Below are 25,998 nucleotides of genomic sequence, written 5' to 3'. Positions count from 1 at the left end.
CTGGGAATCAGTTCGTGCTTCGTGTTTCAGGGATAGGGGAATGTCATGGCGTATGTGATCACGCAGCCGTGCTGCAACGACGCCTCGTGTGTTGACGTGTGTCCGGTCAATTGCATTCACCCGACACCGGACGAAGCTCCGTTCGCGACCACCGAAATGCTCTACATCGATCCCGACACCTGCATCGATTGTGGTGCGTGTGTGGACGAGTGCCCGGTCGAGGCGATCTTCCCGGACAACGAACTCGACGAGGACGACGCGCCGTACCTGCAGATGAACGCGTCGTACTTCGAGAAGCATCCGATGGGCCCGGATTGGCCCGAGCCGATCACGATGGCCAAGATCGATCCCGAACTGGGAACGCTGAAAGTGGCGATCATCGGCTCCGGCCCCGCAGCCTGCTATGCGGCGATGGAACTGACCGGCAAGCCTCGCGTCGAGGTCGACATGTTCGATCGGCTTCCCACTCCCTACGGATTGGTGCGCGCCGGCGTGGCGCCGGATCATCCCGGAACCAAAGGCGTCACCGACCAGTTCCGCGCCGTGGTCGCGAAAAAGACCGTGCGCTGCCACTTCAACGTCGAGGTGGGTACCCACATCTCGCATTCGGAACTCTTGGACCATCACCACGCAGTGATCTACGCGGTCGGCGCTGCCGGGGATCGCAAGCTCGAGATCCCCGGCGAGGAACTGCCGGGAAGTCATGCTGCCACCGAGTTCGTCGCCTGGTACAACGGGCACCCGGGATATGCCGATCGGACTTTCGATCTGTCCGGCGAGCGAGCGGTGATCGTCGGAAACGGCAACGTCGCACTCGACGTCGCACGCATCCTGGTGACCGACCCTGACCAGCTGGCGAAGACGGACCTCGCCGAGCACGCATTGGAAGCGCTGCGTAACAGCAAGATTCGTGAGGTCGTCATTCTCGGGCGTCGCGGGCCGGCGCAGGCCGCGTACACCAATCCCGAACTGTTGGCCCTCGGACAGATGGCGAACGTGGACGTAGTCGTCGACCCGATCGAAGCCGAACTCGACGAGGCCAGTCAGGCGTTCGTGGACAGCGATGCCGCGGAGCCGTCCGTGCTGCTCAAGGTCAAGCAGGCGCAGGAATTTGCTTCCCGTACCGCAGATCCTTCCCGCAAGCGGATCGTTCTCCGGTTCCTCACCTCGCCCGTCGAGATCCTCGGTGACGACGCAGTCGCGCAGGTGCGGATCGTGAAAAACGAGTTGGTGGCAACGCCGACCGGTCAACTCTCCGCCCGGCCTACCGAAACCGAGGAGACGATCGACACCTCCCTGGTGCTTCGGTCGGTCGGATACCGCGGTACACCGATGGCCGACTTGCCCTTCGACGACGCTCGCGGCGTGATCCCCAACGAGAACGGTCGCGTGATCGACACCCACACCGGCACGCCGATCCCGGGTGTCTACGTCGCGGGTTGGATCAAGCGCGGACCGACCGGCGTAATCGGCACCAACAAGTACTGCTCCGCCGAGACTGTGTCGATGATCTTCGACGACTTCGCTGGTGGGCGCCTCGCCACGCCGACCGAGGACGCTGACAAGTTGCAGGTTCTGCTGGCAGATCGGTCGCCGGATCAGGTGGACTACCAAGGTTGGCAGCGGATCGACAAGGCAGAACGAGCATCCGGTGCCGCCGCCGGTCGACCGCGAACCAAACTCATCTCCATCGAATCGATGTTGGCGGCTGCTCGCAGCGAGGGATAGCAACGTTTGGGCGAACATCCGAATTGCTCGATTGCCGCATTTGTGTGTTAATGACTATGGAAATGTGCGGTTTGCTCTCTTTGGCGTGCTCGGGTGTGTAGGTGTGCGCCCGGCGGGCGCGTCCGGATGGTGCATCGGCATCGGGACCAGGCGGGTATCGATGCCGGCCGCGCAAAATCCACGTGAGTACGTGGTCATTCGAGCGAAGGTAGTGACATGGGCAGCAAACAGGGTCGTCGGACGTCACGGGTTGCCGTGGCAATCGTCGGAGCGGTGGCTGCCGGCCTGGCTCTCGCCGGACCTTCCGCGGCCGTTCCTCTCTTCCCCGGTGGACCGGACATTCCATTGCCCGTCATTCCCGGCGTTCCGTACCTCGATCCGGCGATTCCGGTTCCGGGCATCCCGGGTACACCGATTCAGGCTCCCATCGGCGCTCCCAACTTCTCCGCGCCGTCGCTCAACCCGTCGGCGGGTGAGACAGTCGGCATCGCGCAGCCGATCATCATTCGTTTCAACGAGGCAGTCGGCGACCGTGCCACGGCCGAGCGCGCGATTCGCGTGACCACCGATCCTCCGGTCGATGGCAGCTTCTATTGGATCAACGACAGCCAGGTCCGTTGGAAGCCGGCACAGTTCTGGCCGGCGAACATCTCCGTGACCGTCGACGCCGGTGATTCGCACTCCACGTTCAACATCGGTGACGCACTCGTCACCGTCGCGGACGACAACACCAAGCAGGTCACCGTCACCCGCAACGGTGAGGTCGTGCGCACCATGCCGACGTCGTTCGGCAAGCCGGGGCACGAAACACCGAACGGCACGTACATCGTCGGCGAGCAGCTGCGCGACATGTACATGGATTCGTCCACGTACGGCGTTCCGATCGATTCTCCCGAGGGTTACCGCACCTACGTCGAGTACGCGACACGAATTTCCTACAGTGGCATCTTCGTCCATGCCGCTCCGTGGTCGGTAGCGCAACAAGGTTTCACCAACGTCAGCCACGGCTGCCTCAATGTCAGCACCGAAGACGCCAAGTGGTTCTTCGAGAACGCAGGCAAGGGTGACCCGGTGATCGTGCAGAACACCGCAGGTGGAGTCCTCAGCGGCGCCGACGGATTGGGTGATTGGAACCGCTAGACATCGACGAGGAAGGCCCTGCGCGAGAAGTATTCGCGCAGGGCCTTTTTCGTGTCGCGTTCAGCTCGAGTGTCTTGTACGTTCACCATTCATTCGTTGCGAGCGGTCAGACTGCCTCAGTGAGATCGAGTCCGGAAAGAACGCTGCCCACTTCAGGCAAGCCAGGTCTGTGGGGCAGACCATGGCGTGATTACGCGCTCTTTGCGCTCTTGGTAGGTCCCAATCTCGCGTTGCTGATCTTGTTCACCTATCGCCCGCTGGTGGACAACATCCGACTTTCGTTCTTCGACTGGAACATTGCGGACCCGAAGGCGACGTTCATCGGGCTGAGCAACTACCGCGAGTGGTTCGGACGAAGCGACACCTGGCAGATCGTCACCAACACAGTGGTATTCACATTGGTCACAGTGGTGGGTTCGATGGTCATCGGTCTGGCGTTGGCCATGCTGCTCGATCGCAAGCTCGTCGGGCGAAACCTGGTCCGGTCGGCGATCTTCGCGCCGTTCGTGATCTCCGGTGCAGCGATCGGTGTCGCGTTTCAGTTCGTCTTCGACCCCAACTTCGGTCTGATCCAGGATCTCCTGCACCGCGTCGGACTCCAATCGCCCGACTTCTATCAGGACCCCCACTGGGCGCTGTTCATGGTGACGGTGACATACATGTGGAAGAACCTCGGCTACACGTTTGTCATCTATCTCGCTGCGCTGCAAGGAGTTCGGCAAGAATTGAACGAAGCCGCCGAAATCGACGGTGCCAAGCCGTGGACCAAGTTCCGCCGGGTGCTCCTACCTCAGTTGCGCCCGACGACGTTCTTCCTCTCCATCACCGTCATGCTCAACTCGCTCCAGGTCTTCGACATCATCAACGTCATGACCCGTGGTGGCCCGCTGGGTACAGGGACGACGACGATGGTCTACCAGGTGTACAACGAGACATTCCGAAACTTCCGGGCGGGCTACGGCGCGACGGTTGCCACCATCATGTTCTTGATCCTGCTGATCATCACCGTCTACCAGGTTCGTGCCATGGATCGGGGAGAAGAGAAATGACAGCGGTAGAGGAAAAGAAAAGCGCTGCTCCGACTTCCGTCGTCCGACCCGGGCCGGATCGCAAGAACGTGGACCGGCGTGAGGTCGGTGTGAAGATCCTCGGCTACGCGGCAATGGTGATCGCCTTGGTCATCATCGTCCTGCCGCTCTACTGGATCGTGATGACCTCGTTCAAGGAGCGTCCGGAGATCTACACGCAGCCTGCAACGTGGTGGCCGTCATCGCTGCATCCCGAAAACTATTCCGAAGCAACGACATCGGTTCCGTTCTGGATGTTTTTGCGGAACTCGATAGTGATCACGACGATACTGTCCGCGGCGAAGTTCGTTCTGGGGACTCTCAGCGCCTATGGGCTGGTGTTCCTGCGCTTCCCGGGGAAGAACTTCGTCTTTCTCGGAATCATCGCCGCATTGATGGTTCCGAACCAGATCACCGTGATCTCGAACTACGCGCTCGTGGCAGAGTGGGGCTGGCGTAACACGTTCCAGGGCATCATAGTTCCGCTTGCGGGTGTAGCCTTCGGTACGTTCCTCATGCGCAACCATTTTCTCTCGATACCTTCGGAGATCATCGAGGCAGCGCGGATGGACGGCGCCGGCCACTGGCGGCTTCTCTGGCGAGTGGTGCTCCCCGTTTCCGGGCCCACGATGGTGGCGTTCGGCATCATCACGGTGGTCAACGAATGGAACGAGTACCTGTGGCCGTTCCTCATGTCCGACGATTCCTCGGTGGCGCCGCTGCCGATCGGATTGACCCAACTGCAGAACAACGACGGACTCACCAACTGGGGTCCCGTCATGGCAGGAACGGTACTGACGATGCTACCGATCCTGGTGATTTTCCTTCTGCTGCAACGACACATGATCAAAGGCCTCACCTCCGGTGCGGTCAAGGGCTGACAGCTTTTCCCGTCACATTTCTTTCTCGAGGAGCAGTAATGGCAAACATGAACAGACGCGGATTTCTGAGCCTCGGCGGTGCAATCGCCGCCGGCGCAGCACTGACCGCGTGCGCGGGATCCGGTGGTTCCAGTGCTGATGCTGCGGGAACATCCGGTGCGTCGGGTGAGTCCAACACCATCACCTTCTGGTCGAACCACCCGGGTAAGTCCACCGACGTGGAGAAGGAATTGATCAACCGCTTCCAGACCAAGTACCCGGACTTGAAGGTCAACTTGGTGGACGGCGGCAAGAACTACGAAGAGGTGGCGCAGAAGTTCAACGCTGCTCTCTCCGGCGGAGATGTTCCCGATGTGGTTGTGCTGTCGGATGTCTGGTGGTTCAACTACGCACTTGCCGGGGCAATCGAGCCGCTCGACGGACTCTTCTCCGAGGTGGGCGTCGACTCGGCCGACTACGTCGACTCGTTGCTCGCCGACTACCTGTTCCAGGGCAAGCACTACGCACTTCCCTATGCGCGGTCGACGCCGTTGTTCTACTACAACAAGGCGGTCTGGTCGCAGGCCGGACTTCCCGACCGTGGGCCTGCAACGTGGCAGGAGTTCGACGAGTGGGGACCTGAGCTGCAGAAGGTCGTGGGCAACGGCAAGTTGGCACACGGGTGGGGCAACGCGAAGGATTACCTCGGCTGGACCTACGAAGGCCCCATCTGGACCTTCGGCGGATCGTACTCCGACCAGTGGAATTTGCAGCTCGACAATGAGAAGACCATTGCCGCAGGGCAGTTCCTCTCCAGCATGATTCACGACAAGAAGTACGCCGCGGTCTCCACTGACATCGCAAACGAATTCGGTACGGGCATCCTGGCGTCGACCATCGCGTCGACGGGTGACCTGTCCGGCATCAAGAAGACTGCCAACTTCGACTTCGGCACCGCGTTCCTCCCGGCGGTGGACGGAACTCCCGGTTGCCCCACCGGCGGCGCCGGACTTGCCATCCCGTCCAAGATCTCCGATCAGCGTAAGAAGAACGCGCTCAAGTTCATCGACTTCATCACCAATGGTGAGAACACGGCGTACTTCTCGCAGAACGTCGGCTACATGCCGGTCCGCAAGTCGGCAACGTCGGAGCCGAGCATGAAGGCATTCCTCGACGCGAATCCGAACTCCCGTACCGCTGTGGATCAGCTTTCGCGTACGCGCTCGCAGGACTACGCACGCGTGTTCGTCCCGGGTGGCGATCAGATCATCGGCACCGGACTCGAGCAGATTGCTCTCCAGAAAGCCGACGTCGCATCGACATTCGCCGGCGTTGCCACCCAGTTGCAGCAGATCATCGACCGGCAGATCACCCCAAAGCTGCCGAAGTAGTAGGAGAGAACACTCATGGCCAACGTGCAATTCGCGGGAGTCACGCACCGCTACGAAGGAACCGATCGACCGGCAGTCGACCGTCTCGACCTCGACATCGCCGACGGTGAGTTCCTGGTACTCGTAGGGCCTTCCGGTTGCGGTAAGTCCACCAGCCTGCGAATGCTCGCCGGTCTCGAATCCGCGTCGGACGGCCGGATCGAGATCGGCGGCACGGACGTCACGCATCTCGCGCCGCGAGCACGTGACGTCGCCATGGTGTTTCAGAGTTACGCGCTGTACCCGAACATGACCGTCGAGCAGAACATGGGTTTTGCGCTCCAGAACGCGGGAGTGGGAAAGTCCGAACGGCGGGAGCGGGTACTCGAGGCAGCACGGATGCTTGAACTCGAACCGCTGCTCGGACGTAAACCGGCAAAGTTGTCCGGTGGGCAACGTCAGCGAGTTGCCATGGGTAGGGCCATCGTTCGCCATCCCAAGGTGTTCTGCATGGATGAGCCGCTCAGCAATCTGGACGCCAAACTACGCGTGAGCACGCGGTCGCAGATCGCTGCCTTACAGCGTCGACTCGGCACCACGACGGTCTACGTCACCCACGATCAGGTCGAGGCGATGACGATGGGGGACCGGGTGGCGGTGATGCTGGACGGTCGTTTGCAGCAGGTGGCGAAGCCGCGGGAACTTTACGACAACCCCGTCAACACCTTTGTGGCCGCCTTCATCGGATCGCCCGGCATGAACCTGATCGAAGCGCCGGTCGAGGGTACCGTCGCAGTGCTCGGTGACCTGCGGATTCCGCTGCCCACCGGGGCGTCCGAGCGGGAGCGGGTCGTCGTGGGAGTGCGTCCCGAGTCGTGGGATCTGGTGGGAGCGTGGCGAAAGGGCTCGCTGGCCGTGGATGCCGACCTGCTTGAAGAGCTGGGCGCCGAATCGTTCGTCTATGCAAAGGGTGCCCCGGATTCGCAGTGGCAGAGCCGATCCGGCCGAATTGTCATTCGCGTCGATCGGAAGATGTCGGTGGCACCGGGGGAGTCGCTTCATCTGCTGCCCAAGGCCGGCGAGGTGTACTTCTTTTCCGCGGAGACCGGGGTACGTCTGTAGCGATACTGTGTGCGGCATGACCGTCGCACGTTCGCTCTTGCTGTTCGTACTCGCCGCGCTGCTCGAGATCGGGGGCGCGTGGTTGGTGTGGCAGGGAATTCGCGAGCACAAGGGCTGGATCTGGGTAGGGCTCGGCGTCATCTCGCTCGGTCTCTACGGTCTGGTCGCGACCATGCAACCCGATGCGAACTTCGGGCGCATCCTCGCCGCGTACGGCGGGATCTTCGTAGCGGGTTCACTGCTGTGGGCGGTGGTGATGGACGGATTCCGCCCGGATCGTTTCGACATCGCCGGTGCGCTGATCTGTCTGGTCGGCGTCGGGGTGATCATGTACGCCCGGTAGGGCCTTCGGCCCCGTGCGCGCTCAGGGAGTCCAGGGGGTCCTTAAGCGCGCACAGGGGCTTGCCCTTGCTACCAGATCTTCACACGCTTCTCCGGCTCCAAATACAGTGCGTCACCGGGCTTGACGTCGAACTCCTCGTGGAACGTGTCGAGGTTGCGGACGACGCCGTTGCACCGGAACTCCGGCGGCGAGTGCGGGTCGACGGCCAGACGGCGAAGCGCTTCGGCCTCACGGGCCTTCGTGCGCCATACCTGCGCCCACCCGAAGAACACGCGCTGCAGACCGGTGAGTCCGTCGATGACCGGAGGTTCGGTACCTTCGGTCGCGATCTTGTACGCCGCGATCGCGATCGACAGCCCGCCGAGATCGCCGATGTTCTCGCCGATCGTGAATTCACCGTTGACGTGGTGGCCCGGCAGTTCGTTGGGCTCGAACTCGTTGTACTGCTCGATGAGAGCCTTTGTGCGCTTGCCGAATTCGCTACGATCCTCGTCGGTCCACCAGTCGACCATGTTGCCGTCGCCGTCGTACTTGGCGCCCTGATCGTCGAAGCCGTGCCCGATCTCGTGGCCGATGACGGCGCCGATACCCCCGTAGTTGGCGGCATCGTCGGCTGCGGCGTCGAAGAACGGCGGCTGGAGAATGGCTGCGGGGAACACGATTTCGTTCATGCCTGGGTTGTAGTAGGCGTTGACGGTCTGCGGCGTCATGAACCACTCGTCACGGTCCACGGGGCCACCCAGCTTGGCCAGGTCACGGTCGTACTCGGCGGCGTATCCACGACGGTAGTTGCCCACCAGGTCGGTAGCCGAGATATCGAGACCGGCGTAGTCACGCCACTTGTCGGGGTAACCGATCTTCGGGGTGAACTTCTCGAGCTTGGCCAACGCGGCCTCACGAGTCTGCGGGCTCATCCACTCGAGGTCGGAGATGTTGCGGCGGTACGCCTCCTGCAGGTTGGCGACCAGTTCCAGCATGCGGGTCTTCGCCTCAGCGGGGAAGTGACGGTCGACGTAGAGCTTGCCGACGGCCTCGCCGAGCAGATCTTGCACCAGGCTGACTCCGCGCTTCCAGCGCTCACGGTTCTCTTCGGTACCCGAGAGCGTGGTTCCGTAGAAAGCGAAGGTCTCGTCGACCAGCGCCGAATGCAGGTAGGGGGAGCGAGCGTGCAGCACCTTCCACGCTGCCCATGCCTTCCAGTCGTCGAGTGACTCCGACGCCCAGAGTGCGGTGAAGGTGTGCAGGAAATCGGGCTGACGGACCACGATCTCGGCGAACTTCTCCGAATCGGCGCCGAGACCGGACAACCATGCCGCCCAGTCCAAACCGGGGTTCTGCTCGGTCAGTTCCTCGAAGCCCACGAGGTTGTAACTCAGATCTGCGTCACGACGCTTGACGACGTCCCAATGCCCGGCCGCGATCTTCTTCTCGAGTTCGAACACACGCTGTGCGTCGTAGCCGACGCCGGCGAGGGTGAACATCTTGTCGATGTGCGCGACGTACTTCTCGCGGATCTCCGCGTAGTTGTCCTCGCGGTAGTACGACTCGTCGGGCAGGCTGATTCCCGACTGGCTGAAGTGGATCAGGTACCGCTCGGAATTCTTGGCATCGGTGTCGACGTAATGCGAGATGGCACCGCCGACGCCGACGCGCTGGTGGCGTCCGATCACGGTGGCCAACGACGACCGGTCCGGCGCATCGGCGACGGCGTCCAGTTCGTCGTCGATGGGGCTGAGGCCCGCGGCCTCCACGGCGTCGGCGTCCATGAAGCTCGAGTACAGGTCGCCGATGCGCTGTGCATCGGTACCGGCGGCAGAGTTGGACTCCGCGGCTTCGGTGATGATGGTCTGTACGTCTTCTTCGGCCTTGTCGTAGAGCGTCCGGAAGGCCCCGTCGACTGCGCGGTCTGCCGGAATCTCGTATTCGGCGAGCCATTTTCCGTTGACGTGGACGAACAGATCGTCCTGCGCCCGTGTGTCGCCGTCGAGGTGGGTGAGGTCGATGCCTGAGCGATGAGCCGTGGTCATTTCTCCATCCTTACACGATCATGACGAACTGCTCGGTGTGTGCGTGATCGCTCCACACCCCAGTTCATCTCTTGTGCTGGGCAACGTCGGTACCGCATGGCACGATCGAATACGTGACCAGCAGACCTGCCGCAGATCCGCACCTGCAGGACCTCGCGCGACTACGACGCGTGCGTGACCGTATCGACCGGGAGTACGCGCGGCCTCTGGACGTGGAGGCGCTCGCGCGGGGAGTGAACATGTCTGCGGGGCATCTCAGTCGCCAATTCCGTCAGGCGTACGGCGAACCGCCGTACGCATACCTGATGACCAGGCGAATCGAGCGCGCAATGGCGTTGCTGCGCCGCGGAGATCTCAGTGTCACGGACGTCTGCTTCGAAGTCGGCTGCAGCTCTCTCGGCACTTTCAGCAGTAAGTTCACCGAATTGGTAGGGGTCCCGCCCAGCGTCTATCGGCGCGAGGCCGAACAGTCGACGGCCGGAATGCCGTCCTGTGTGTCCAAACAAGTCACCAGACCGATCAGGAATCGAGAAGCGCAGAACCCACAACCGCAATTAACGTGATCGCCATGGACATCACCATTCACTCGAGTTTCCTTCCGCAGGACGACCCTGACGCCGCCCTGAACTTCTACCGCGACACCCTTGGGTTCGAGGTGCGCAACGACGTCGGATACGACGGGATGCGATGGATCACGGTGGGGCCGCCCGGCCAGCCCGGCACCTCCATCGTGTTGCATCCTCCGGCCGTCGATCCCGGAATCACCGACGACGAGCGCCGCACCATCATCGAGATGATGGCCAAGGGCACGTACGGCGGACTTCTTCTGGCCACCAAAGATCTGGACGATACGTTCGAGCGGCTTCAGGCCGGCGACATCGACGTCGTCCAGGAACCGACCGAGCAGCCGTACGGCGTTCGCGATTGCGCCGTCCGCGACCCAGCGGGAAACCTGATCCGTATTCAAGAACTGCGCTGAGCCCGTCAACTGCGCTGAGACCGTCAACTGCGCTGAGACCGTCGGCGATCGACTGACAGATGGAGACACGATGACTGCCCTGCACACTGCAGACAGCCACGATTTGATCCGCGTGCAAGGCGCGCGGGTGAACAATCTCGAAGACATCAGCGTCGAGATCCCGAAGCGGAGGCTGACGGTATTCACCGGCGTCTCCGGTTCGGGAAAGAGCTCGCTGGTGTTCAGTACGATCGCCGCGGAATCGCAGCGGATGATCAACGAGACCTACAGCGCTTTCGTTCAAGGATTCATGCCGACGCTCGCGCGGCCGGACGTCGATGTTCTCGACGGCCTGACCACCGCGATCATCGTCGATCAACAGCGGATGGGCGTCGACCCGCGCTCGACAGTCGGAACCGCCACCGACGCCAACGCGATGCTCCGCATCTTGTTCAGCCGTCTCGGAAAGCCTCACATCGGTTCGCCTCAGGCGTTTTCGTTCAACGTGGCCTCGATCTCCGGAGCAGGCGCGGTCACGATGGAACGCGGCGGACGTCAGACGAAAGAGCGTCGTAGCTTCAAGATCACCGGCGGCATGTGTCCGCGATGTGAGGGACGAGGGGCGGTCAACGATTTCGATCTGACCGCGTTGTACGACGACACCAAGTCGCTCAACGAGAGTGCGATCACGGTCCCCGGCTACAGCATGGAGGGTTGGTACGGCCGGATCTACCGCGGCTGCGGTTTCTTCGATCCCGACAAGCCGATCAAGAAGTACACCAAGAAGGAACTGAACGATCTGCTCTACAAAGAGCCGACCAAGATCAAGGTCGAAGGCATCAACCTGACATACACGGGTCTGATTCCGCAGATTCAGAAGTCGTTCCTGGCCAAGGACGTCGACGCGATGCAGCCCCACATCCGGGCGTTCGTCGAGCGGGCGATCACGTTCACCACCTGCCCCGAATGTGATGGGACGCGTTTGAGCGAGGGTGCGCGGTCGTCGAAGATCAAGGGCGTCAATATCGCCGACGCCTGCTCGATGCAGATCAGCGATCTCGCGGAATGGGTCAGCGGTCTGAAGGAACCATCGGTCGCGCCTTTGCTCACGACGCTCGGCGAAACGCTCGACTCCTTCGTGGAGATCGGACTCGGCTACCTCAGTCTCGACCGTCCGTCGGGAACGCTGTCCGGTGGTGAAGCTCAGCGCACCAAGATGATTCGTCACCTGGGTTCCTCGCTCACCGACATCACGTATGTATTCGACGAGCCCACTACCGGCCTGCATCCGCACGACATCGCGAGGATGAACGATCTTCTGCTGCGCCTGCGGGACAAGGGCAACACCGTGCTCGTTGTCGAGCACAAGCCGGAGACGATCGTGATCGCCGATCACATCGTCGACCTCGGTCCAGGCGCGGGTAGCGCCGGCGGAAACGTCTGCTTCGAGGGCACAGTCGATGGCTTGCGAGCCAGCGATACGGTCACCGGGCGTCACTTCGACGACCGGGCCGCCCTCAAGGAGACCGTGCGGGAGTCCACCGGAGCAATCGAGATTCGTGGAGCGAACTCACACAACCTCCAAGATGTAGACGTCGACGTACCTCTCGGCGTACTGGTCGTGGTGACTGGTGTGGCCGGATCGGGTAAGAGTTCGCTGATCCACGGCTCGCTCGCGAAACGCGAAGACGTGGTGTCGGTCGATCAGAGTGCGATCCGCGGCTCGCGTCGGAGCAACCCGGCAACGTACACCGGGCTGCTCGACCCGATCCGCAAGGCATTTGCCAAGGCCAACGGCGTGAAGCCGGCGCTCTTCAGTGCCAACTCCGAAGGCGCCTGCCCGACGTGCAACGGCAACGGCGTCATCTACAGCGACCTGGCGATGATGGCCGGCGTTGCCACTCTCTGCGAGGAGTGCGAAGGCAAGCGCTTCCAGGCGGAAGTTCTCGAATACAAATTCGGTGGCAAGGACATCAACGAGGTTCTCACGATGTCGGTGGCCGAGGCCGAGGAGTTCTTCGGCGACGGTGAGGCCAAGACGCTCGCTGCGCACAAGATCCTCGTCCGACTGGTCGACGTGGGGCTCGGGTACCTCACGATCGGCCAGCCGCTGACGACGCTGTCGGGCGGTGAGCGTCAGCGCATCAAGCTGGCGACGCACCTCGGCGAGAAGGGTGGCGTGTACGTCCTCGACGAGCCGACCACCGGACTGCACCTGGCCGACGTCGAGCAGCTGCTCGGTCTACTCGATCGACTCGTCGATTCCGGTAAGTCCGTCATCGTCATCGAGCACCACCAGGCCGTGATGGCGCACGCCGACTGGATCATCGACCTCGGCCCTGGAGCCGGTCACGACGGCGGTCGGATCGTCTTCGAAGGCACTCCCGAGGAGCTCGTCGCCGACGGCTCCACCCTCACCGGAAAGCACCTCGCGGCATACGTCGGCGGCTGAGTCGGCTCCTACCTCAGGCGTCGATACCCAGGTTGATGACGGCGAGGTAGGAACCGTCCGACTGCTTCTCGACGGTCATGAGGCCGGTGTCGTCGTAGATGCCGTCACTGGCGTTGTTCGTGTTGTTCTCACGACCGGTGTGCTCGCTGTACGGGGACTGCGAGTACACCTCGTCGAGAAGGGTCTCGTCGAAGAAGGTCTGCGACGTGAGGACCGTCTTCTTGTCGATGTGCACCTTGACGTGAATGTGAGTGGTGCGGCCCATGTACCAGCCGGGAAAGATCGTGGTGAACTGCGCGATGCCGTTTGCATCGGTGGTCTGGGCGCCGCGCAGGTAGGTGCCGTCGTCGGTGGTGGTGGCTTCGGTGTCGCCGACGCTGTACGAACCGTCGGAGGTCTCTCCGGAACCGCCCATGCCGCCGCCCATTCCTCCGGGTGCGCCTGACGGAGGTTCGCCCATTCCACCTCCGGGTGCACCTGACGGAGGTTCACCCATCCCGCCGGCCGGGGGAGTTCCGCCGCCGCCGTTGGCGCTCAGCGAACCGGATTCGAAGCCGGAGTACACGCCGCCGGCGTCGCAGTGCCAGATCTCGACGACGGCGTTGGAGACCGCGCCGATGCTGCCGTCGACGTTGCACTGGCTGTTGTCCTGCACGCGCATCGCAACCTGCAGCGTGGTGCCCGGACGGTCCTCGCGGATGTCGCCGCGAATGGAGTCGACGTCGAACCAGTAGGGACCCTGCGTCTCTTCCTTGCTCATGACACACTGCGGTGCTTTGGCCAGAAGTGCGGTGACGGCATCGCCGGACGTGGCCGCTGCGGAAGCGCCGGAAGTGGTTGTCGTCGATGCAGCCGCGGCCGAAGTCGTCGTGGCGGTGCCACTGTTACCGGAACAGGCTGCGATGAGCCCGCCGAGACTGATGGTTCCGCCGAGAGCGAGGGCCCGTCGACGGCTCACGCGTAGCCTGCTCGCTTCGATGTCTTTGTTCACGCCGCTGTACCTCCATTGTGTGGGCTGTTGTCTCAATGGTGGACGGGCGACCTGGTGCGGAACTGGTTATCCGCTGTGAACTTGCTGGGAGAGCATCTGGATGCTCGAGGTGGCCCGCACGTAGACCTGCCCGCCGGCGTCGACGATGCGAGTTTCGATCAGGGCGAGCCTGCGCCCGGCGCGAATCACGGAGGCTTCGGCGCGCATGATCGGCCCACCGATGTCGGGTGAGCGCAGGAAGTCGATCTTGTGGTCGAGGACGCGATAGTCCTGATCGGCGCTGGTCAGGGTCTGTGCTGCCAGTCCCGTAACGGCGTCGACTGCCGAGATGAGGACACCGCCCTGCACGGCGCCCAGCGGGTTGGCCATCCAGGCGACGGGTGCGAACTCCCCGACGACGGAACCTGGCGTCACGTCGACGACAGCAAGATCGAGTAGCCCGGCGAGCGGTCCGCGTTCGAGCGTGCCGCCTCGGATACCTTCGACGACGTCGGACCCCGACAACCCACTCAGGTTGCTCGTTTTCTCCGGCGTCGGGACCGGTAGCGGCTCACCGTCCACGTAGTCGTCGATTCCGACGACGGGTGGACGCGAGACCACCATTGCGCGGCCGGCCATCACGGCCAGCAGGGTGCCGTTCTCGTCGCGAAGTTGACCGGACGCGAGCCCGACGCCGTCGTCGAGATGCACGAGCGTGCCGGTGGCGCCGACGTCTGCGAGAGCGGGAATGTCGGCGCCCGCGCTGACCGTGACCTGCGCGAGCACGGATTGATGGCCCGAGGTCAGTCCCGAGTACACCGCGCCGCCCATGGCACCGTCGATCATGACGCCGATGGAACCGAGCACCGTCTTGCCACGGTGATCGTGGAAGCGCGGGCCGACTGCCTGCGCGAAGGCCAAGTCGCCAGGCACGACCGATACGGCGCGCACACCCATCAAGGTGTTGAGGGGGTCAAGTTGCGTGACGGGTGCGGCGGAGTTGTCGATGCTCATCCGTCGAGTATCTCCAGCGCGCCCAGTCCTGCCGAGACCGGGTCTCAACCACCGATACGTGAATGCATCTCCCAGACGAGGACTTCCGCCCCGGCGTCGGAGGTCAGTTGCTGCCCACCCGAATCGCTCAACCGGACGGCATCACCCTCGTACAGTGTGCCGACGCCCTCCATCTCGGCAGTGCCCTGCGCAACGAAGACGTGCAGGAACGGTGCGCTGGGAAGATTCACGGAGGTGCCGGGCAGAATCCGCGCGACGTGCATGGCGGCGTTCTTGTTGTTGATGCGAATCGCCGAGTGATCCTTGTAGCGCTCCATTCCGGAGGCCACCGGGATCAGACCGCCGCGCAGCAGTTCGTCGTCGATCTCGAGTTGTTCGTAGCCGGGGGTCAGTCCACCTTCGTCCGGTACCACCCACATCTGGATGAAATGCACGGGGTCGGAATGCTGTTCGCCGCCAATACGCCACGAATCGTTCTTCTCGCTGTGCATGATCCCGGTACCGGCGCTCATGCGCTGGGCGAGGCCTGGATAGATAACGCCGGTGTGGCCGATGGAATCCTGGTGCACGAGCGAACCGCGAAGTACCCACGTCACGATTTCCATGTCCTTGTGCGGGTGCGTGTCGAAACCGGTTCCCGCAAGGACGGTGTCGTCGTTGTTGACGAGCAGCAATCCGTGATGAGTGTTGTCCGGATCGTAATGCTGTCCGAACGAGAACGAATGTTTCGAATCCAGCCAGGAGACGCGGGATTTCAAGCGATCACCGGAGCGGTGCACATCGATGTGCGGTGTCGTCCGTGGGGCCTGTGCTCGACCAGATGCCATGGCTCCTCCTTCTGTGCCACCGGGATCCATCACTACCGGATCCACCACTACCGGCATCCACCCTACGACGAACCTGCTGTGTAGTCCGAACATTGGGCGTACTCGGTGGTGTCGTCAGTTCGTCGACGCGTGCATCTCCCACACGAGTATCTCCGCATCGTCGATTCCCTCGACTCGTTGACCGCCAGTGTCCTTGAGTCGCAACGAATCTCCTGGTCCCAGCAATCCGACTCCCTCGACGTCGACAGTGCCGCTGGCGATGAACCCGTGCACGTACGGCGCATCCGGAAGAGATACCGACCCGCCGGTCTCGAGGCGAGCAACATGTAGTGCCGCATGTTTGTTGTGCAGGCCGATGGCGCTGTGACCGCGATGCGCAGGCATCCCCGATGCCAGGGTGATCAGGCCACCGCCGTCGAGTTCGGAGTTGATGTCGAGTTCCTGATAGCTCGGGGTCACTCCGGATTCGTCCGGCGGTATCCACATCTGAACGACGTGAACGGGTTCGGTGACGCGTGAGCCGTCGGCCCGGAAGCGATCGTTGCGCTCGGAGTGCAGGATTCCGGTACCGGCGCTCATTCTCTGCGCGAGTCCGCGATGGATGACGCCGGAGTGCCCAGCGGAATCCTGGTGAACCAGAGATCCGCTGAGCACCCACGTCACGATCTCGGTATCGCGGTGCTGATGAGTGTCGAAACCGGAGCCGGCTTCGATGATGTCGTCGTTGTTCACCAACAGAAGTCCGTGCGCGTACGCGGCGTGATCGAAGTTTCCGGCGAAGGGGAAACTGTGACGCGCGGTGAGCCAGCCGTAGTTGAGGTGCGCACGTTCGGCTGCTCGTTGGACGACCACCGACGACATGTCAGCTCAGCTTTTCGTGTGCTGCCGGGATGGATCCGAGGCGTCCGGCCTGGAAGTCCTCGAAGGCCTGCATGACCTCGGACTTGGTGTTCATGACGAACGGCCCGGCCATCGCGATGGGCTCACGAATCGGTTTGCCACCGAGGATGAATACCTGGAGGGATTCGGTCCGCGAATCCTGGCGATCGGAAGCGGCGACGGTGATGGAGTCACCGCGTCCGAAGACAGCCGTCTGCCCTACTCGAATGGGTCGACGCTCGGCTCCGACCGTTCCTTCGCCGGCGAGCACGTAGACGATGGCGTTGAACTCGGGGTTCCAGGGCAGAGTCAGGCTCGCACCCGGGGCAATAGTGGTGTGGGAGAGCGCGATGGGTGTGTACGTCGATCCGGGTCCGGCGTGGCCGGCGATGTCTCCGGCGATGACGCGCACCAAGGCTCCGCCGTCCGGCGAGGAAAGCAGGGCCACCTTGTTGCCCGTGATGTCCTGGTACCGCGGAGATGCCATCTTGTTGTCGCGAGGCAGGTTGACCCACAGTTGGACGCCGTGGAACAGGCCGCCGCTGAGGACGAGGTGCTCCGGCGGAGTTTCGATGTGAAGGATGCCGCCACCCGCGGTCATCCACTGGGTGTCGCCGCCGCCGATCACACCGCCGCCACCGTTGGAGTCCTGGTGCTCCATGATGCCGTCGATCATGTAGGTGACGGTTTCGAAGCCGCGGTGCGGGTGCCACGGAGTGCCCTTGGGCTCTCCGGGTGCGTAGTTGACTTCGCCCATCTGGTCCATGTGGATGAAGGGGTCGAGGGCGGAGAGGTCGATTCCGGCGAAGGCGCGGTGAACGGGAAAGCCTTCACCTTCGTATCCGACCGGTGCGGTGGTGATGCTCTTGACGGGGCGGTCGACTGCTGACTCTGCCGGCTCGTCGAGGCGGGGCAGGGCCAAGATGTTCTCGACTGTCACAGCAGGCATGTCGTACTCCTTGTATCCGTGAAGCTGATGTCAGGTAGTTGATTGTTCAACTATCTCATTCGGAGTCAACAAAGTCGAGCCCCGGGTATTCCCGGGGCTCGGCTGGTGTTCGGATCAGCCTGTTGTCTGGATCAGCGCAACATGCTGCCGAGGGTTTTTGCCGCTGCCATGACCTCGGCGCCCAGGGCTGCTTGATCCTCGGAGTCGAACACGGAAATTCCGAGGCTGGAGATGGCGTCGCGGCGTCTACCGGGGATGACTGCCGAGATTCCGAGGACGGACGGGATGACCTCCCCGACGGTCACTGCATAACCCCGTGCGCGGGCAGCCGTCACTTCCTCTCGTTCCCCGCTCACCGGTGGGAGTGAGGCAAGAATGGAAAGCCCGGCGGAGCCGCGGTCGATCGGATCAACCTGCCCCGGATGAAACGCGACGTGAACCTTGGCGCTGCGCGGTTCGACCACCATCAGTGCGCGCACTTCGGTGTCGCTCTCGCGGACCACCAGGTGTGCTGTCGCCTCGGTGGCCTCGGCAAGTTCTTGAAGTATCGGGCGGGCCAGGGTTCGCAAATCTTGTTCCACCGGTTCGGCGAGGGTGACCAGTCCGGCGCCGAGAGTGACGCGCTTGAAGGAGTCCTTGCGGCACAGGTGATGAGCCTCGAGTGTGCGGATCAACCGATGTGCGACAGTCCGGTGGACTCCCACTCCGTCGGCAATGTCCGTGACTGACAAACCGTGCGGATAGGACGTCAGGAGTTCCAAGATCTCGAGTCCGTGGTGCAGCGTTTTCGACATGCTCGAGTCCACTTGAACTGCGCTTTTGCGCGGACGGTGTTCCTCGCTCAGCTCTGACATCAAATCCCTTTCTTGACGTTTGTGAGGTATGCCACCTACGCTTTGAACATATCGCACAGTGTGTGCGATTATCGCACACTTTACGGAGCTGCACAACCTTCGGGTGGATGCAGCGCAGCGTGTTCGGAGAGAACCTTCATGAGCAACTATCGCGTCGTGGCAACGGAGGATGTTGTCGCAATCCAACAGCTGTACGGCCACCAGAGTCATTGCATAGACTCTGGGCGCCAGCAGGATTGGGCGCAGACATTCACGGACAACGGTGAATTTCATTCACCCAGTTATCCGGAACCCGTGGTCGGTTTCGGCGACCTTGCAGCGTTTGCTGCTCGCTTTTACGCTGCTGCGGAAGCCGTCGACGAGGTGCATCGGCACGTTCTGACCAATCTCGTCGTCGAGGCGGTGGACGAGAGTGCTCTCGCAGTGCGCGGGTACCTGCAGATAGTTGCCACCGCTCGCGGCGGTGAATCGCGACTGGTGCGGATGACGACTGTCGATGACCGCGTGGTTCGGGTCGGTGAGGAATGGAAGATCGCCCGCCGCACCGTCTCCCGAGACGACGCACCTCGAGTGTCCGAACACGGCTGAAGTACCGAAATGTTTCTTGCACAACAATATTCAGTAGGAGAAGTACATCATGACCGAAAGCTCTGACCAGACGAACCCGGGCCGCACCGTTGTGACGCAGATGTCGGCGGTGTACCCGGAGTTGGCAGGCAAGGTCGCAGTGGTGACCGGCGCGGCTCAGGGTATGGGTGCGACCTTCGCCGAAGGGCTGGCAACACGCGGCGTACATGTCGTCGGCGCCGACATCAACGAAGAGCAGATGCTCGCCACGGCCGCACGAATCAATACGGACCTGGAATCGAATGCACTGGCGGACAAGCCGGGTCGCGTCGTCGGAGCTCGGGTCGACGTCACCAAGCCGGACGAGCACGAACTGCTTGCGCAGTTGGCGTTGAAGGAGTTCGGCCGGGTCGATTTCTGGATCAACAATGCGGGTATCTTCCCGTTCGCGCTGGCCGAGGAGATTACCCCGGAGCAGATCGGCGCAACGCTGAGTGTCAATGTCGAAGGAGTGCTCTACGGTGCTCAGGCTGCGGCACGCCACCTCGGTCCCGGCGGCGCCATCGTCAACATGTCCTCGGTATCTGCGCTGCGTGTGCGGAAGGGGCGAGGCGCTTACTGCACGTCGAAAGCTGCCGTCGCGCACCTCACGGAGTCTCTCGCAGTGGAGTTCGGGGACAAGGGTATTCGGGTCAACTCCATTGCGCCCGGCTACATCGACACGGCGATGACGAAGTGGGTTCAAGAAGATCCGATCGCGCTCGCGAACGCACTCGACGCGGTGCCGCTGCATCGTCTGGGCTCGCCCGAGGAGGTCTTCGGCCCGCTGCTGTTCCTGCTCTCGGACAGCGCGCGCTACGTCACCGGGCACAGCATTGCGGTGGACGGTGGTTCGCGGCATGTCTGAGTCCACGAAATATCCCGGCGTCGTTCTCGTTACCGGCGGTGCTGCCGGGATGGGAGCGCATCACGCGCGCACTCTCGCCGCGCGCGGTTCGCATGTCTGCATTGCCGATGTTTCGGATTCATCCGGCGTGGTCGACGACATTGTCTCCGCCGGCGGATCGGCGTCCGCTCATCTTCTAGACGTCACCGATGCCGAGGCCTGGGACCGGGTTGTCGACGAAATTCGCACCACCCGTGGGGAACTCGGGGGACTGGTCAACAACGCCGGCATCTCGCGTCGGCTCGAATTCATGGACACCCCGAACGACATCTGGGAACTGACCATGAAGATCAACCTCTTCGGTCCGTTCTACGGTATGAAGGCGGTGGCGCCGCTGATGCGCGAGAGTGGTGGCGGATCGATCGTCAACATCTCGTCCATCGCCGGTCAGATCGGATACTTCTCTCCGGCTTACTCGTCGAGTAAGTGGGGTTTGACCGGTCTGTCGAAGTCGGCCGCGGGCAACTTCGCGCAGTGGGGGATTCGCGTCAACTCTGTGCACCCGGGACTGGTCGGTACGGCGCTGCTCGGCGGCGCAAACGACTTCGTCGCCGCGTCACTGAAGTCGGTTCCCTTCGGACGCATGGGAACTCTCGACGAGATCACCGAAGCAGTGCTGTTCCTGCTCTCGAACAGTTCGACCTACACCACCGGTACGGAGCTCACCGTCGACGGCGGGTTGGTGTCGAACGGTCTTTACCACCGCATCATCGCGGAGACTGGAGAACTTTCATGACCGAGCACTGGGACGTCGTTGTCATCGGTGGCGGCGGAGCCGGTCTCGCCGCTGCGGTGTCGGCAGCTGAAGAAGGCGCATCCGTTCTGCTGTTCGAGTCCGAAACCGAACTCGGTGGATCCACTGCGCTTTCGGCCGGAATCTTCACGGCCGCCGGAACAAGCGTGCAGGCCGGACTCGGAGTCGACGACTCGGCAGAGAAGTTCTTCCAGCACTACATGGACCTCAACCAGTGGATGCTCTCACCCGGATTGATTCGTGCGTTCTGCGAAAATGCCGGTCCGACACTGGAATGGCTCATCGGACTCGGCGTCGAGATTCCAGCGGCGATCTCGGGTAACGCTCACCAACCGGGACTCGCCCAGGCCGGCGTCGAGGACGTCTGGCGCGGCCATGTGCCCAAGGATCAGGGATACGGACTGATTCAGGTGCTGGACAAGGCTCGTCGTAAGCACGGGATCGAGGTCATCTTCGGAACACGGGTGCAGAAGCTGATCGAGGAAGACGGTCGGGTTGTCGGTGTTGTCGCCGACGACATCGAGGTACATGCGGGCGCCGTCGTTGTTGCTTCCGGTGGATTCGCGCAAGATCCGGGCTTGGTGACGCGCCACTTCCCGGACGCGAACAAGGCCGGAGACGCCTTGTTCGTCGTCGCAGCGGAGGGGAGTCGCGGAGACCATCTTCGTTTTGCCGAAAACCTCGGTGCTTCCGTGGCGGGCGACGGCTGGGGTCTGATGCTGCCCACGGTCTACTTCCAGCGATTCCATCACTGGCAGGCCGGTTTTCCGCCGAAGTCGCGGATCTATGTCAACCAGGACGGCCGTCGATTCATGGACGAGGACAGCTCGTACGCCGTCTCGACCGGCATCATCGACCATCAGGGTGGATACGGTTGGATGATCTTCGACGAGAACGCTCGCGTGAATCTGGCTCCGGGATATGCGGATTGGAATCCCGAACGCATCGAGGAAGAAGTTGCCGCCGGTGGCACGATTCGCGCGGATACGATCGAAGACCTCGCAGTGGCTACGGGTGTTCCGGTTGCGACGTTGACGCAAACCCTGCGTCGATGGAACGACCAACTGCCCAGCGGTCACGACGACGACTTCCTCCGTCATCGCACGCTGCGAAACAAGGGTGCCGTCGGCAACCCGGATCCTATTGCGACAGCACCGTTCTATGCCGCGAAAATCCTTCCGGCGGAGCTCGTATGCACGCACGCGGGAATGGAGATCAACACCGATGCGGCCGTACTCGGCAGCACCGGAGTACCTATCGAGGGTCTGTACGCGGCCGGTGAGGCCGGCGCCGGAATCCTCGGACTGAGATACGTGGGCGGCGGCAATGCAGTTGCCAACGCTTTGACCATGGGCCGCGTAGCGGGACGTAATGCGGCGAATTACACCAGGACCAGCGCTGAGAGCGCACCGGTCCATTCCATCGCGCACTCCTGACGTCCGACGTCTGCGCGGCACCGAATCCAGTCAGTATCCAATCCAGGCAGGGAACAACATGTCAGAGAATGAGACCATGGCGAGAGCCGAATTCACCGAGGGCAGCAGCGTGGCAACCGAACGACAGTCGACGACGAAGGTAATTCGCGCGGCCATCGTCGGTACCGTCGTCGAGTACTACGACTTCGGTATCTACGGATACATGGCCACGACAATCGCCGCGCTGTTCTTCGTTTCCCACGACCCGAACGCAGCACTGCTCGGTACCTTTGCAGCATTCGCCGTGGCCTTCTTTCTACGCGTGCCCGGCGGAATCTTCTTCGGCCACATCGGCGACAAGTACGGCCGAAAGAATGCTCTCTCCTGGACCATCCTTCTGATGGTTCTGGCGACAGCAGGCATGGGCTTGCTACCGACGTACGCCACGCTGGGTGTGTGGGCCACGTCCATCCTCGTTCTGGCTCGTTGCCTTCAGGGCTTCGCGGCCGGCGGTGAACTCGGCGGTGCCAACGCGTTTGTCTCCGAGTCCGCTCCCAAGCGGTGGCGTGCAACGCAGACCTCGATGGTCAATACCGGCACCTACCTGGGTTCGCTGGCTGCTTCGCTCATGGCCCTCGGCCTGACGTCGGTATTCTCGCAAGAGCAGATCCTCGAGTGGGCGTGGCGTATCCCGTTCCTGCTCAGCCTGCTGATCGGTGGCATCGGTATCTGGATCCGTAGCCAGATGGAAGACACTCCTCAGTTCGAAGAACTGCAGGACAAGGGTGAGACCAAGAAGCTTCCCATCCGTGAGCTGCTCAGTACCTCCGGCGGCAGCGTCGTCAAGATCATCCTGCTGGGCGCACTCATCACCGGTGGCTACTACATCGCCTCGGTGTATGCCGCAACGTACCTGCAGACCACCGGCGGTCACTCGTCGCGCGTTGCCTTCCTTTCCACTTCTCTTGCGCTGGTTCTCGGCGTCATCACGTTGCCGATCTCGGGATACATGGCAGACAAGTACGGGCGTCGGCCGGTGCTGTTCGCCGGTAGTGCCGCCGCAGTGGTTCTCGGAATCCCGATGTTCATGATGATGGCCGGTTCTGGTATCTGGCAGGCGGTTGTCGGTCAGTCGGTGCTCTTCATCTGCGTTTCCGTTGTCAACGGTGCTTCGTACGTGACCTATGTCGAAATGCTGAAAGCATCTGTGCGGTACAGCGGTCTGGCCTTGGGCAACAACGTCACCAACATGTTCCTCGGTGGCACCGCGCCCTTCATCGCCACCTATCTCATCAGCTTGACCGGTAACTCTCTCGCCCCGGCCGGATACTTCGTGTTCTGTGCCGTGATCACCCTCGTCACGGTCTTCTTCATCAAGGAGACCAAGGGCGTTGAACTGCAGGTTGATTGATCACCTCGGGAGAACAGGAGACGTGTTGTGTCCCTCGCTGATAAGCAAGAAATCACCGAAGTTCTGTATCGCTACGCTCGGGCCGTGGATCGGAAAGATTTCGACAGCGTAGCTCTCTGCTACTTCGACGACGCGATAGACAACCACGGTGGCTACATCGGAACCGTCGACGGGCTCATCGAAGACATGAAGCTCAGACACAAGACGATCGACTCGTCGATCCACTGCATTTCCAACATACTGATCGACGTCAACGGCGATGTCGCTCAGTGTGAGTCGTACTGTTTGTGTTTTCTGCGGCAGGAGCGTTCCGGTACGGATTCGGTGCAGACGCTTGCCACGATCAAGTGCCGTTACGTCGACAGGTTCGAAAGGCGCCGTGGTGAGTGGCGAATCGCCGATCGGATCGTCGTGTTCGACGAATCCCGTGAAGACGTGATCGAAAACGTTCTGCCCACTGACTGGGTGACCCAACGCCGATCCTTCGACGATCCGGTGTACACCAGGACGCCTTGACCAGTAGTGCAGACGAAAGGCCTTCACACACGATGTGTGTGAAGGCCTTTCGCCTGTTCACTGGTCGTGTCAGCCCACTGCGTCCGGTGCGGCGACCTCGGTCAAACGGCCGTCCGAGAGCCTGAGCCAGCGTTCGACCTTGACCTCGGCCAGGAATCTCTCGTCGTGGCTGACCACCACGAACGCTCCCTGATATGCATTCAGGGCACTTTCGAGTTGAGCAACGCTCACCAAGTCGAGGTTGTTGGTCGGCTCGTCGAGAAGAAGCAATTGCGGGGCCGGATCGGCGAAGAGAACGCATGCCAACGTAGCCCGCAGCCGTTCACCGCCCGAGAGTGCAGCGACGGGTAGGTGAGCACCCGCACCCCGAAAGAGGAAGCGCGCCAGGATGTTCATGCGTTCCGGGGCCGGAAGGCCTGGAGCCGACAATGCAAAGTTCTCGGCGACGGTGCGTGCGGGGTCGAGTAGGTCGAGCCTCTGCGACAGATATGCCACCCGGCCGTCGGCTCGCTTGACCTCACCGGAAGTCGGCGCAACATCCCCGTTGACGATGCGAAGTAGCGTCGACTTTCCGACGCCGTTCGGCCCGGTCAACGCGATACGCTCCGGTCCTCGAATGGCCAGGTCAATGCCGGGGTCGGCGAAGATCTCACGATCGCCGAACGCGAATTGCATTCGCTCACCAAAGAACACCATGCGTCCGGCGGGTACGTGAGTACCTGGCAGTTCGAGCGAAATCGTCTGATCGTCTCGAAGAGCGCGGCCCGCTCTGTCGAGTCGGTCCTTTGCCGCATCGACCCGGGCGAGGTGTGTCTCGTTCGCCTTGCCGGCCGATTCCTGAGCATTGCGCTTCAGGGTCCCCGCAAAGATCTTGGGCAAGCCCGCGTTCCCGAGATTGCGGGCAGCGTTACTTGCGCGTCGTGAAGCGCGTTCTCGGGCCTGCTGTAGTTCGCGTTTCTCGCGTTTGACCTCCTGCTCGGCGTTGCGGATGTTCTTCTCCGCCACCTCGCGAGCCGAGCGTGCCGCAGCTTCGTAGTCGGTGAAATTGCCACCGTAGAAGCTGATCTCGCCGCTGTGAAGTTCGGCGATGCGGTCCATACGGTCGAGTAGTCCTCGATCGTGGCTGACTACCAACAGACAGCCACTCCAGTCGTCGAGAACGTCGTAAAGTCTGCGGCGCGCGTCAAGGTCGAGATTGTTGGTGGGTTCGTCGAGGAGAAGGACATCGGGGCGTCGCAGGAGTTGAGCTACCAGTCCGAGCGAGACGACCTGCCCGCCGCTCAGAGTGTCGAGACGACGATCGAACGTCATGTCGGCCAAACCGAGTCGGCCGAGTTGGGCTCGGGTCCGCTCTTCGATGTCCCAGTCGGACCCGATTGTCGTGAAGTGTTCTTCTCGTGTGTCTCCGGATTCGACAGCGTCCAGCGCAGCGAGCGTCGGGGCGATGCCCAAGACCTCGGCAACGGTCAGATCGCCCGTCAGTGGAAGGTCTTGCGGAAGGTATCCGAGAACGCCGTCGACGGACACACTGCCGGCGCGTGGGCGGAGTTGACCGGCGATCAATCTGAGCAGAGTGCTTTTCCCGACGCCGTTCTGGGCAACCAGCCCGGTTCGGCCACCGGGCACGGTGAAGGACAATTCGTCGAAGACCGGAGTGTCGTCCGGCCAGGCAAAAGACAGATTCGAGCAAACGATGTAGGTATCGGACATGAATAGACCTCAGGTGTCGTGCGGGCGCGGCAACGCTGCTCCGCAAAAAGTCGGGTAAGTGAACGACAACATGGCCACTACGGCAGCGCTCCGAGGCGTCTGCCGGTGGCCGTCATGCC

Annotated in this window: 24 protein-coding genes; 16 read left to right on the top strand and 8 right to left on the bottom strand. The window is 62.1% G+C overall.

Going from position 1 to position 25,998, the window contains the following annotated elements; genetic code table 11:
* Positions 1–45 precede the first annotated feature (45 nt).
* The 7 genes from GJB56_RS17230 (at position 46) to GJB56_RS17200 (ending at position 7,630) form a co-directional block, all read left to right on the top strand.
* Positions 46–1,728, top strand: coding sequence for an FAD-dependent oxidoreductase (locus GJB56_RS17230; RefSeq protein ID WP_113682523.1), 1,683 nt, complete (start codon positions 46–48; stop codon positions 1,726–1,728).
* A gap of 216 nt (positions 1,729–1,944) precedes the next feature.
* Positions 1,945–2,868: a L,D-transpeptidase gene (locus GJB56_RS17225; RefSeq protein WP_019745219.1), complete on the top strand. Its 924-nt coding sequence runs from the start codon at positions 1,945–1,947 to the stop codon at positions 2,866–2,868.
* Positions 2,869–2,942: 74 nt separating this feature from the next.
* Positions 2,943–3,917, top strand: a complete 975-nt coding sequence (locus tag GJB56_RS17220) for a carbohydrate ABC transporter permease (protein ID WP_019745218.1) — start codon at positions 2,943–2,945, stop codon at positions 3,915–3,917.
* Positions 3,914–4,816, top strand: coding sequence for a carbohydrate ABC transporter permease (locus GJB56_RS17215; protein WP_097386916.1), 903 nt, complete (start codon positions 3,914–3,916; stop codon positions 4,814–4,816). The genes GJB56_RS17220 and GJB56_RS17215 overlap by 4 nt, the downstream gene beginning before the upstream one ends.
* Before the next feature lie 38 nt (positions 4,817–4,854).
* Positions 4,855–6,186 (top strand): ABC transporter substrate-binding protein, encoded by a 1,332-nt coding sequence (locus GJB56_RS17210; RefSeq protein ID WP_019745217.1) that lies wholly within the window; start codon positions 4,855–4,857, stop codon positions 6,184–6,186.
* 15 nt (positions 6,187–6,201) lie between these two features.
* The gene (locus GJB56_RS17205) at positions 6,202–7,287 is read left to right on the top strand and encodes an ABC transporter ATP-binding protein (RefSeq protein WP_019745216.1); all 1,086 of its coding nucleotides are present in this window, start codon (positions 6,202–6,204) and stop codon (positions 7,285–7,287) included.
* A 16-nt stretch (positions 7,288–7,303) separates the two neighbouring features.
* Positions 7,304–7,630: a YnfA family protein gene (locus tag GJB56_RS17200; RefSeq protein WP_003940244.1), complete on the top strand. Its 327-nt coding sequence runs from the start codon at positions 7,304–7,306 to the stop codon at positions 7,628–7,630.
* Positions 7,631–7,698: 68 nt separating this feature from the next.
* On the opposite strand, the gene GJB56_RS17195 is transcribed toward GJB56_RS17200, so the two are convergent.
* Positions 7,699–9,657, bottom strand: a complete 1,959-nt coding sequence (locus tag GJB56_RS17195; RefSeq protein WP_113682522.1) for a M13 family metallopeptidase — start codon at positions 9,655–9,657, stop codon at positions 7,699–7,701.
* A gap of 113 nt (positions 9,658–9,770) precedes the next feature.
* Here GJB56_RS17195 and GJB56_RS17190 point away from each other — a divergent pair, with 113 nt between their 5' ends.
* The 3 genes from GJB56_RS17190 to GJB56_RS17180 all read left to right on the top strand — a co-directional run bounded on the left by GJB56_RS17190 (position 9,771) and on the right by GJB56_RS17180 (position 13,067).
* Positions 9,771–10,220, top strand: coding sequence for a helix-turn-helix transcriptional regulator (locus GJB56_RS17190; protein ID WP_019745214.1), 450 nt, complete (start codon positions 9,771–9,773; stop codon positions 10,218–10,220).
* Positions 10,221–10,225: 5 nt separating this feature from the next.
* Complete coding sequence (locus GJB56_RS17185; protein ID WP_020909044.1) at positions 10,226–10,636, top strand: VOC family protein; 411 nt, start codon at positions 10,226–10,228, stop codon at positions 10,634–10,636.
* A gap of 70 nt (positions 10,637–10,706) precedes the next feature.
* Positions 10,707–13,067, top strand: coding sequence for an ATP-binding cassette domain-containing protein (locus tag GJB56_RS17180; protein ID WP_019745212.1), 2,361 nt, complete (start codon positions 10,707–10,709; stop codon positions 13,065–13,067).
* 13 nt (positions 13,068–13,080) lie between these two features.
* Here the strand turns inward: GJB56_RS17180 and GJB56_RS17175 are convergent, their stop codons facing one another.
* The 6 genes from GJB56_RS17175 to GJB56_RS17150 form a co-directional block, all read right to left on the bottom strand.
* A complete protein-coding gene (locus GJB56_RS17175) occupies positions 13,081–14,058 on the bottom strand; it encodes an intradiol ring-cleavage dioxygenase (protein ID WP_080909580.1) in 978 nt (325 codons plus the stop codon).
* A gap of 66 nt (positions 14,059–14,124) precedes the next feature.
* Positions 14,125–15,051, bottom strand: a complete 927-nt coding sequence (locus GJB56_RS17170) for a PaaI family thioesterase (protein WP_113682521.1) — start codon at positions 15,049–15,051, stop codon at positions 14,125–14,127.
* A gap of 44 nt (positions 15,052–15,095) precedes the next feature.
* Positions 15,096–15,878 (bottom strand): pirin family protein, encoded by a 783-nt coding sequence (locus GJB56_RS17165; RefSeq protein WP_020970714.1) that lies wholly within the window; start codon positions 15,876–15,878, stop codon positions 15,096–15,098.
* A gap of 114 nt (positions 15,879–15,992) precedes the next feature.
* The gene (locus GJB56_RS17160) at positions 15,993–16,739 is read right to left on the bottom strand and encodes a pirin family protein (protein ID WP_020970713.1); all 747 of its coding nucleotides are present in this window, start codon (positions 16,737–16,739) and stop codon (positions 15,993–15,995) included.
* A gap of 1 nt (position 16,740) precedes the next feature.
* Positions 16,741–17,706, bottom strand: coding sequence for a pirin family protein (locus tag GJB56_RS17155; protein WP_113682520.1), 966 nt, complete (start codon positions 17,704–17,706; stop codon positions 16,741–16,743).
* Between the two features lie 131 nt (positions 17,707–17,837).
* Positions 17,838–18,560, bottom strand: a complete 723-nt coding sequence (locus GJB56_RS17150) for an IclR family transcriptional regulator (protein WP_029256190.1) — start codon at positions 18,558–18,560, stop codon at positions 17,838–17,840.
* Positions 18,561–18,698: 138 nt separating this feature from the next.
* Here GJB56_RS17150 and GJB56_RS17145 point away from each other — a divergent pair, with 138 nt between their 5' ends.
* The 6 genes from GJB56_RS17145 to GJB56_RS17120 all read left to right on the top strand — a co-directional run bounded on the left by GJB56_RS17145 (position 18,699) and on the right by GJB56_RS17120 (position 24,169).
* Positions 18,699–19,148, top strand: a complete 450-nt coding sequence (locus GJB56_RS17145; protein WP_113682519.1) for a nuclear transport factor 2 family protein — start codon at positions 18,699–18,701, stop codon at positions 19,146–19,148.
* A gap of 49 nt (positions 19,149–19,197) precedes the next feature.
* Positions 19,198–20,034 carry an SDR family NAD(P)-dependent oxidoreductase gene (locus GJB56_RS17140; RefSeq protein WP_007731420.1) on the top strand — a complete coding sequence of 279 codons (837 nt, stop codon included), beginning with the start codon at positions 19,198–19,200 and terminating at the stop codon, positions 20,032–20,034.
* Complete coding sequence (locus GJB56_RS17135) at positions 20,027–20,809, top strand: SDR family NAD(P)-dependent oxidoreductase (protein ID WP_020909036.1); 783 nt, start codon at positions 20,027–20,029, stop codon at positions 20,807–20,809. The genes GJB56_RS17140 and GJB56_RS17135 overlap by 8 nt, the downstream gene beginning before the upstream one ends.
* Positions 20,806–22,263: an FAD-dependent oxidoreductase gene (locus GJB56_RS17130; RefSeq protein WP_113682518.1), complete on the top strand. Its 1,458-nt coding sequence runs from the start codon at positions 20,806–20,808 to the stop codon at positions 22,261–22,263. Before GJB56_RS17135 ends, GJB56_RS17130 begins: the two co-directional genes overlap by 4 nt.
* A gap of 76 nt (positions 22,264–22,339) precedes the next feature.
* Positions 22,340–23,653, top strand: a complete 1,314-nt coding sequence (locus tag GJB56_RS17125; RefSeq protein WP_113682873.1) for an MFS transporter — start codon at positions 22,340–22,342, stop codon at positions 23,651–23,653.
* Between the two features lie 27 nt (positions 23,654–23,680).
* A complete protein-coding gene (locus tag GJB56_RS17120) occupies positions 23,681–24,169 on the top strand; it encodes a nuclear transport factor 2 family protein (protein ID WP_113682517.1) in 489 nt (162 codons plus the stop codon).
* Positions 24,170–24,238: 69 nt separating this feature from the next.
* On the opposite strand, the gene GJB56_RS17115 is transcribed toward GJB56_RS17120, so the two are convergent.
* Entirely contained in the window at positions 24,239–25,879 is a 1,641-nt protein-coding gene (locus GJB56_RS17115; RefSeq protein WP_113682516.1) for an ABC-F family ATP-binding cassette domain-containing protein, read from the bottom strand.
* Positions 25,880–25,998 lie beyond the last annotated feature (119 nt).

Origin of the sequence: Rhodococcus sp. AQ5-07, from assembly GCF_009707305.1 — a bacterium.
GTDB classification, from domain to species: Bacteria; Actinomycetota; Actinomycetes; order Mycobacteriales; family Mycobacteriaceae; genus Rhodococcus_F; species Rhodococcus_F erythropolis.
This window is presented reverse-complemented; position numbering and strand designations above follow the sequence as displayed.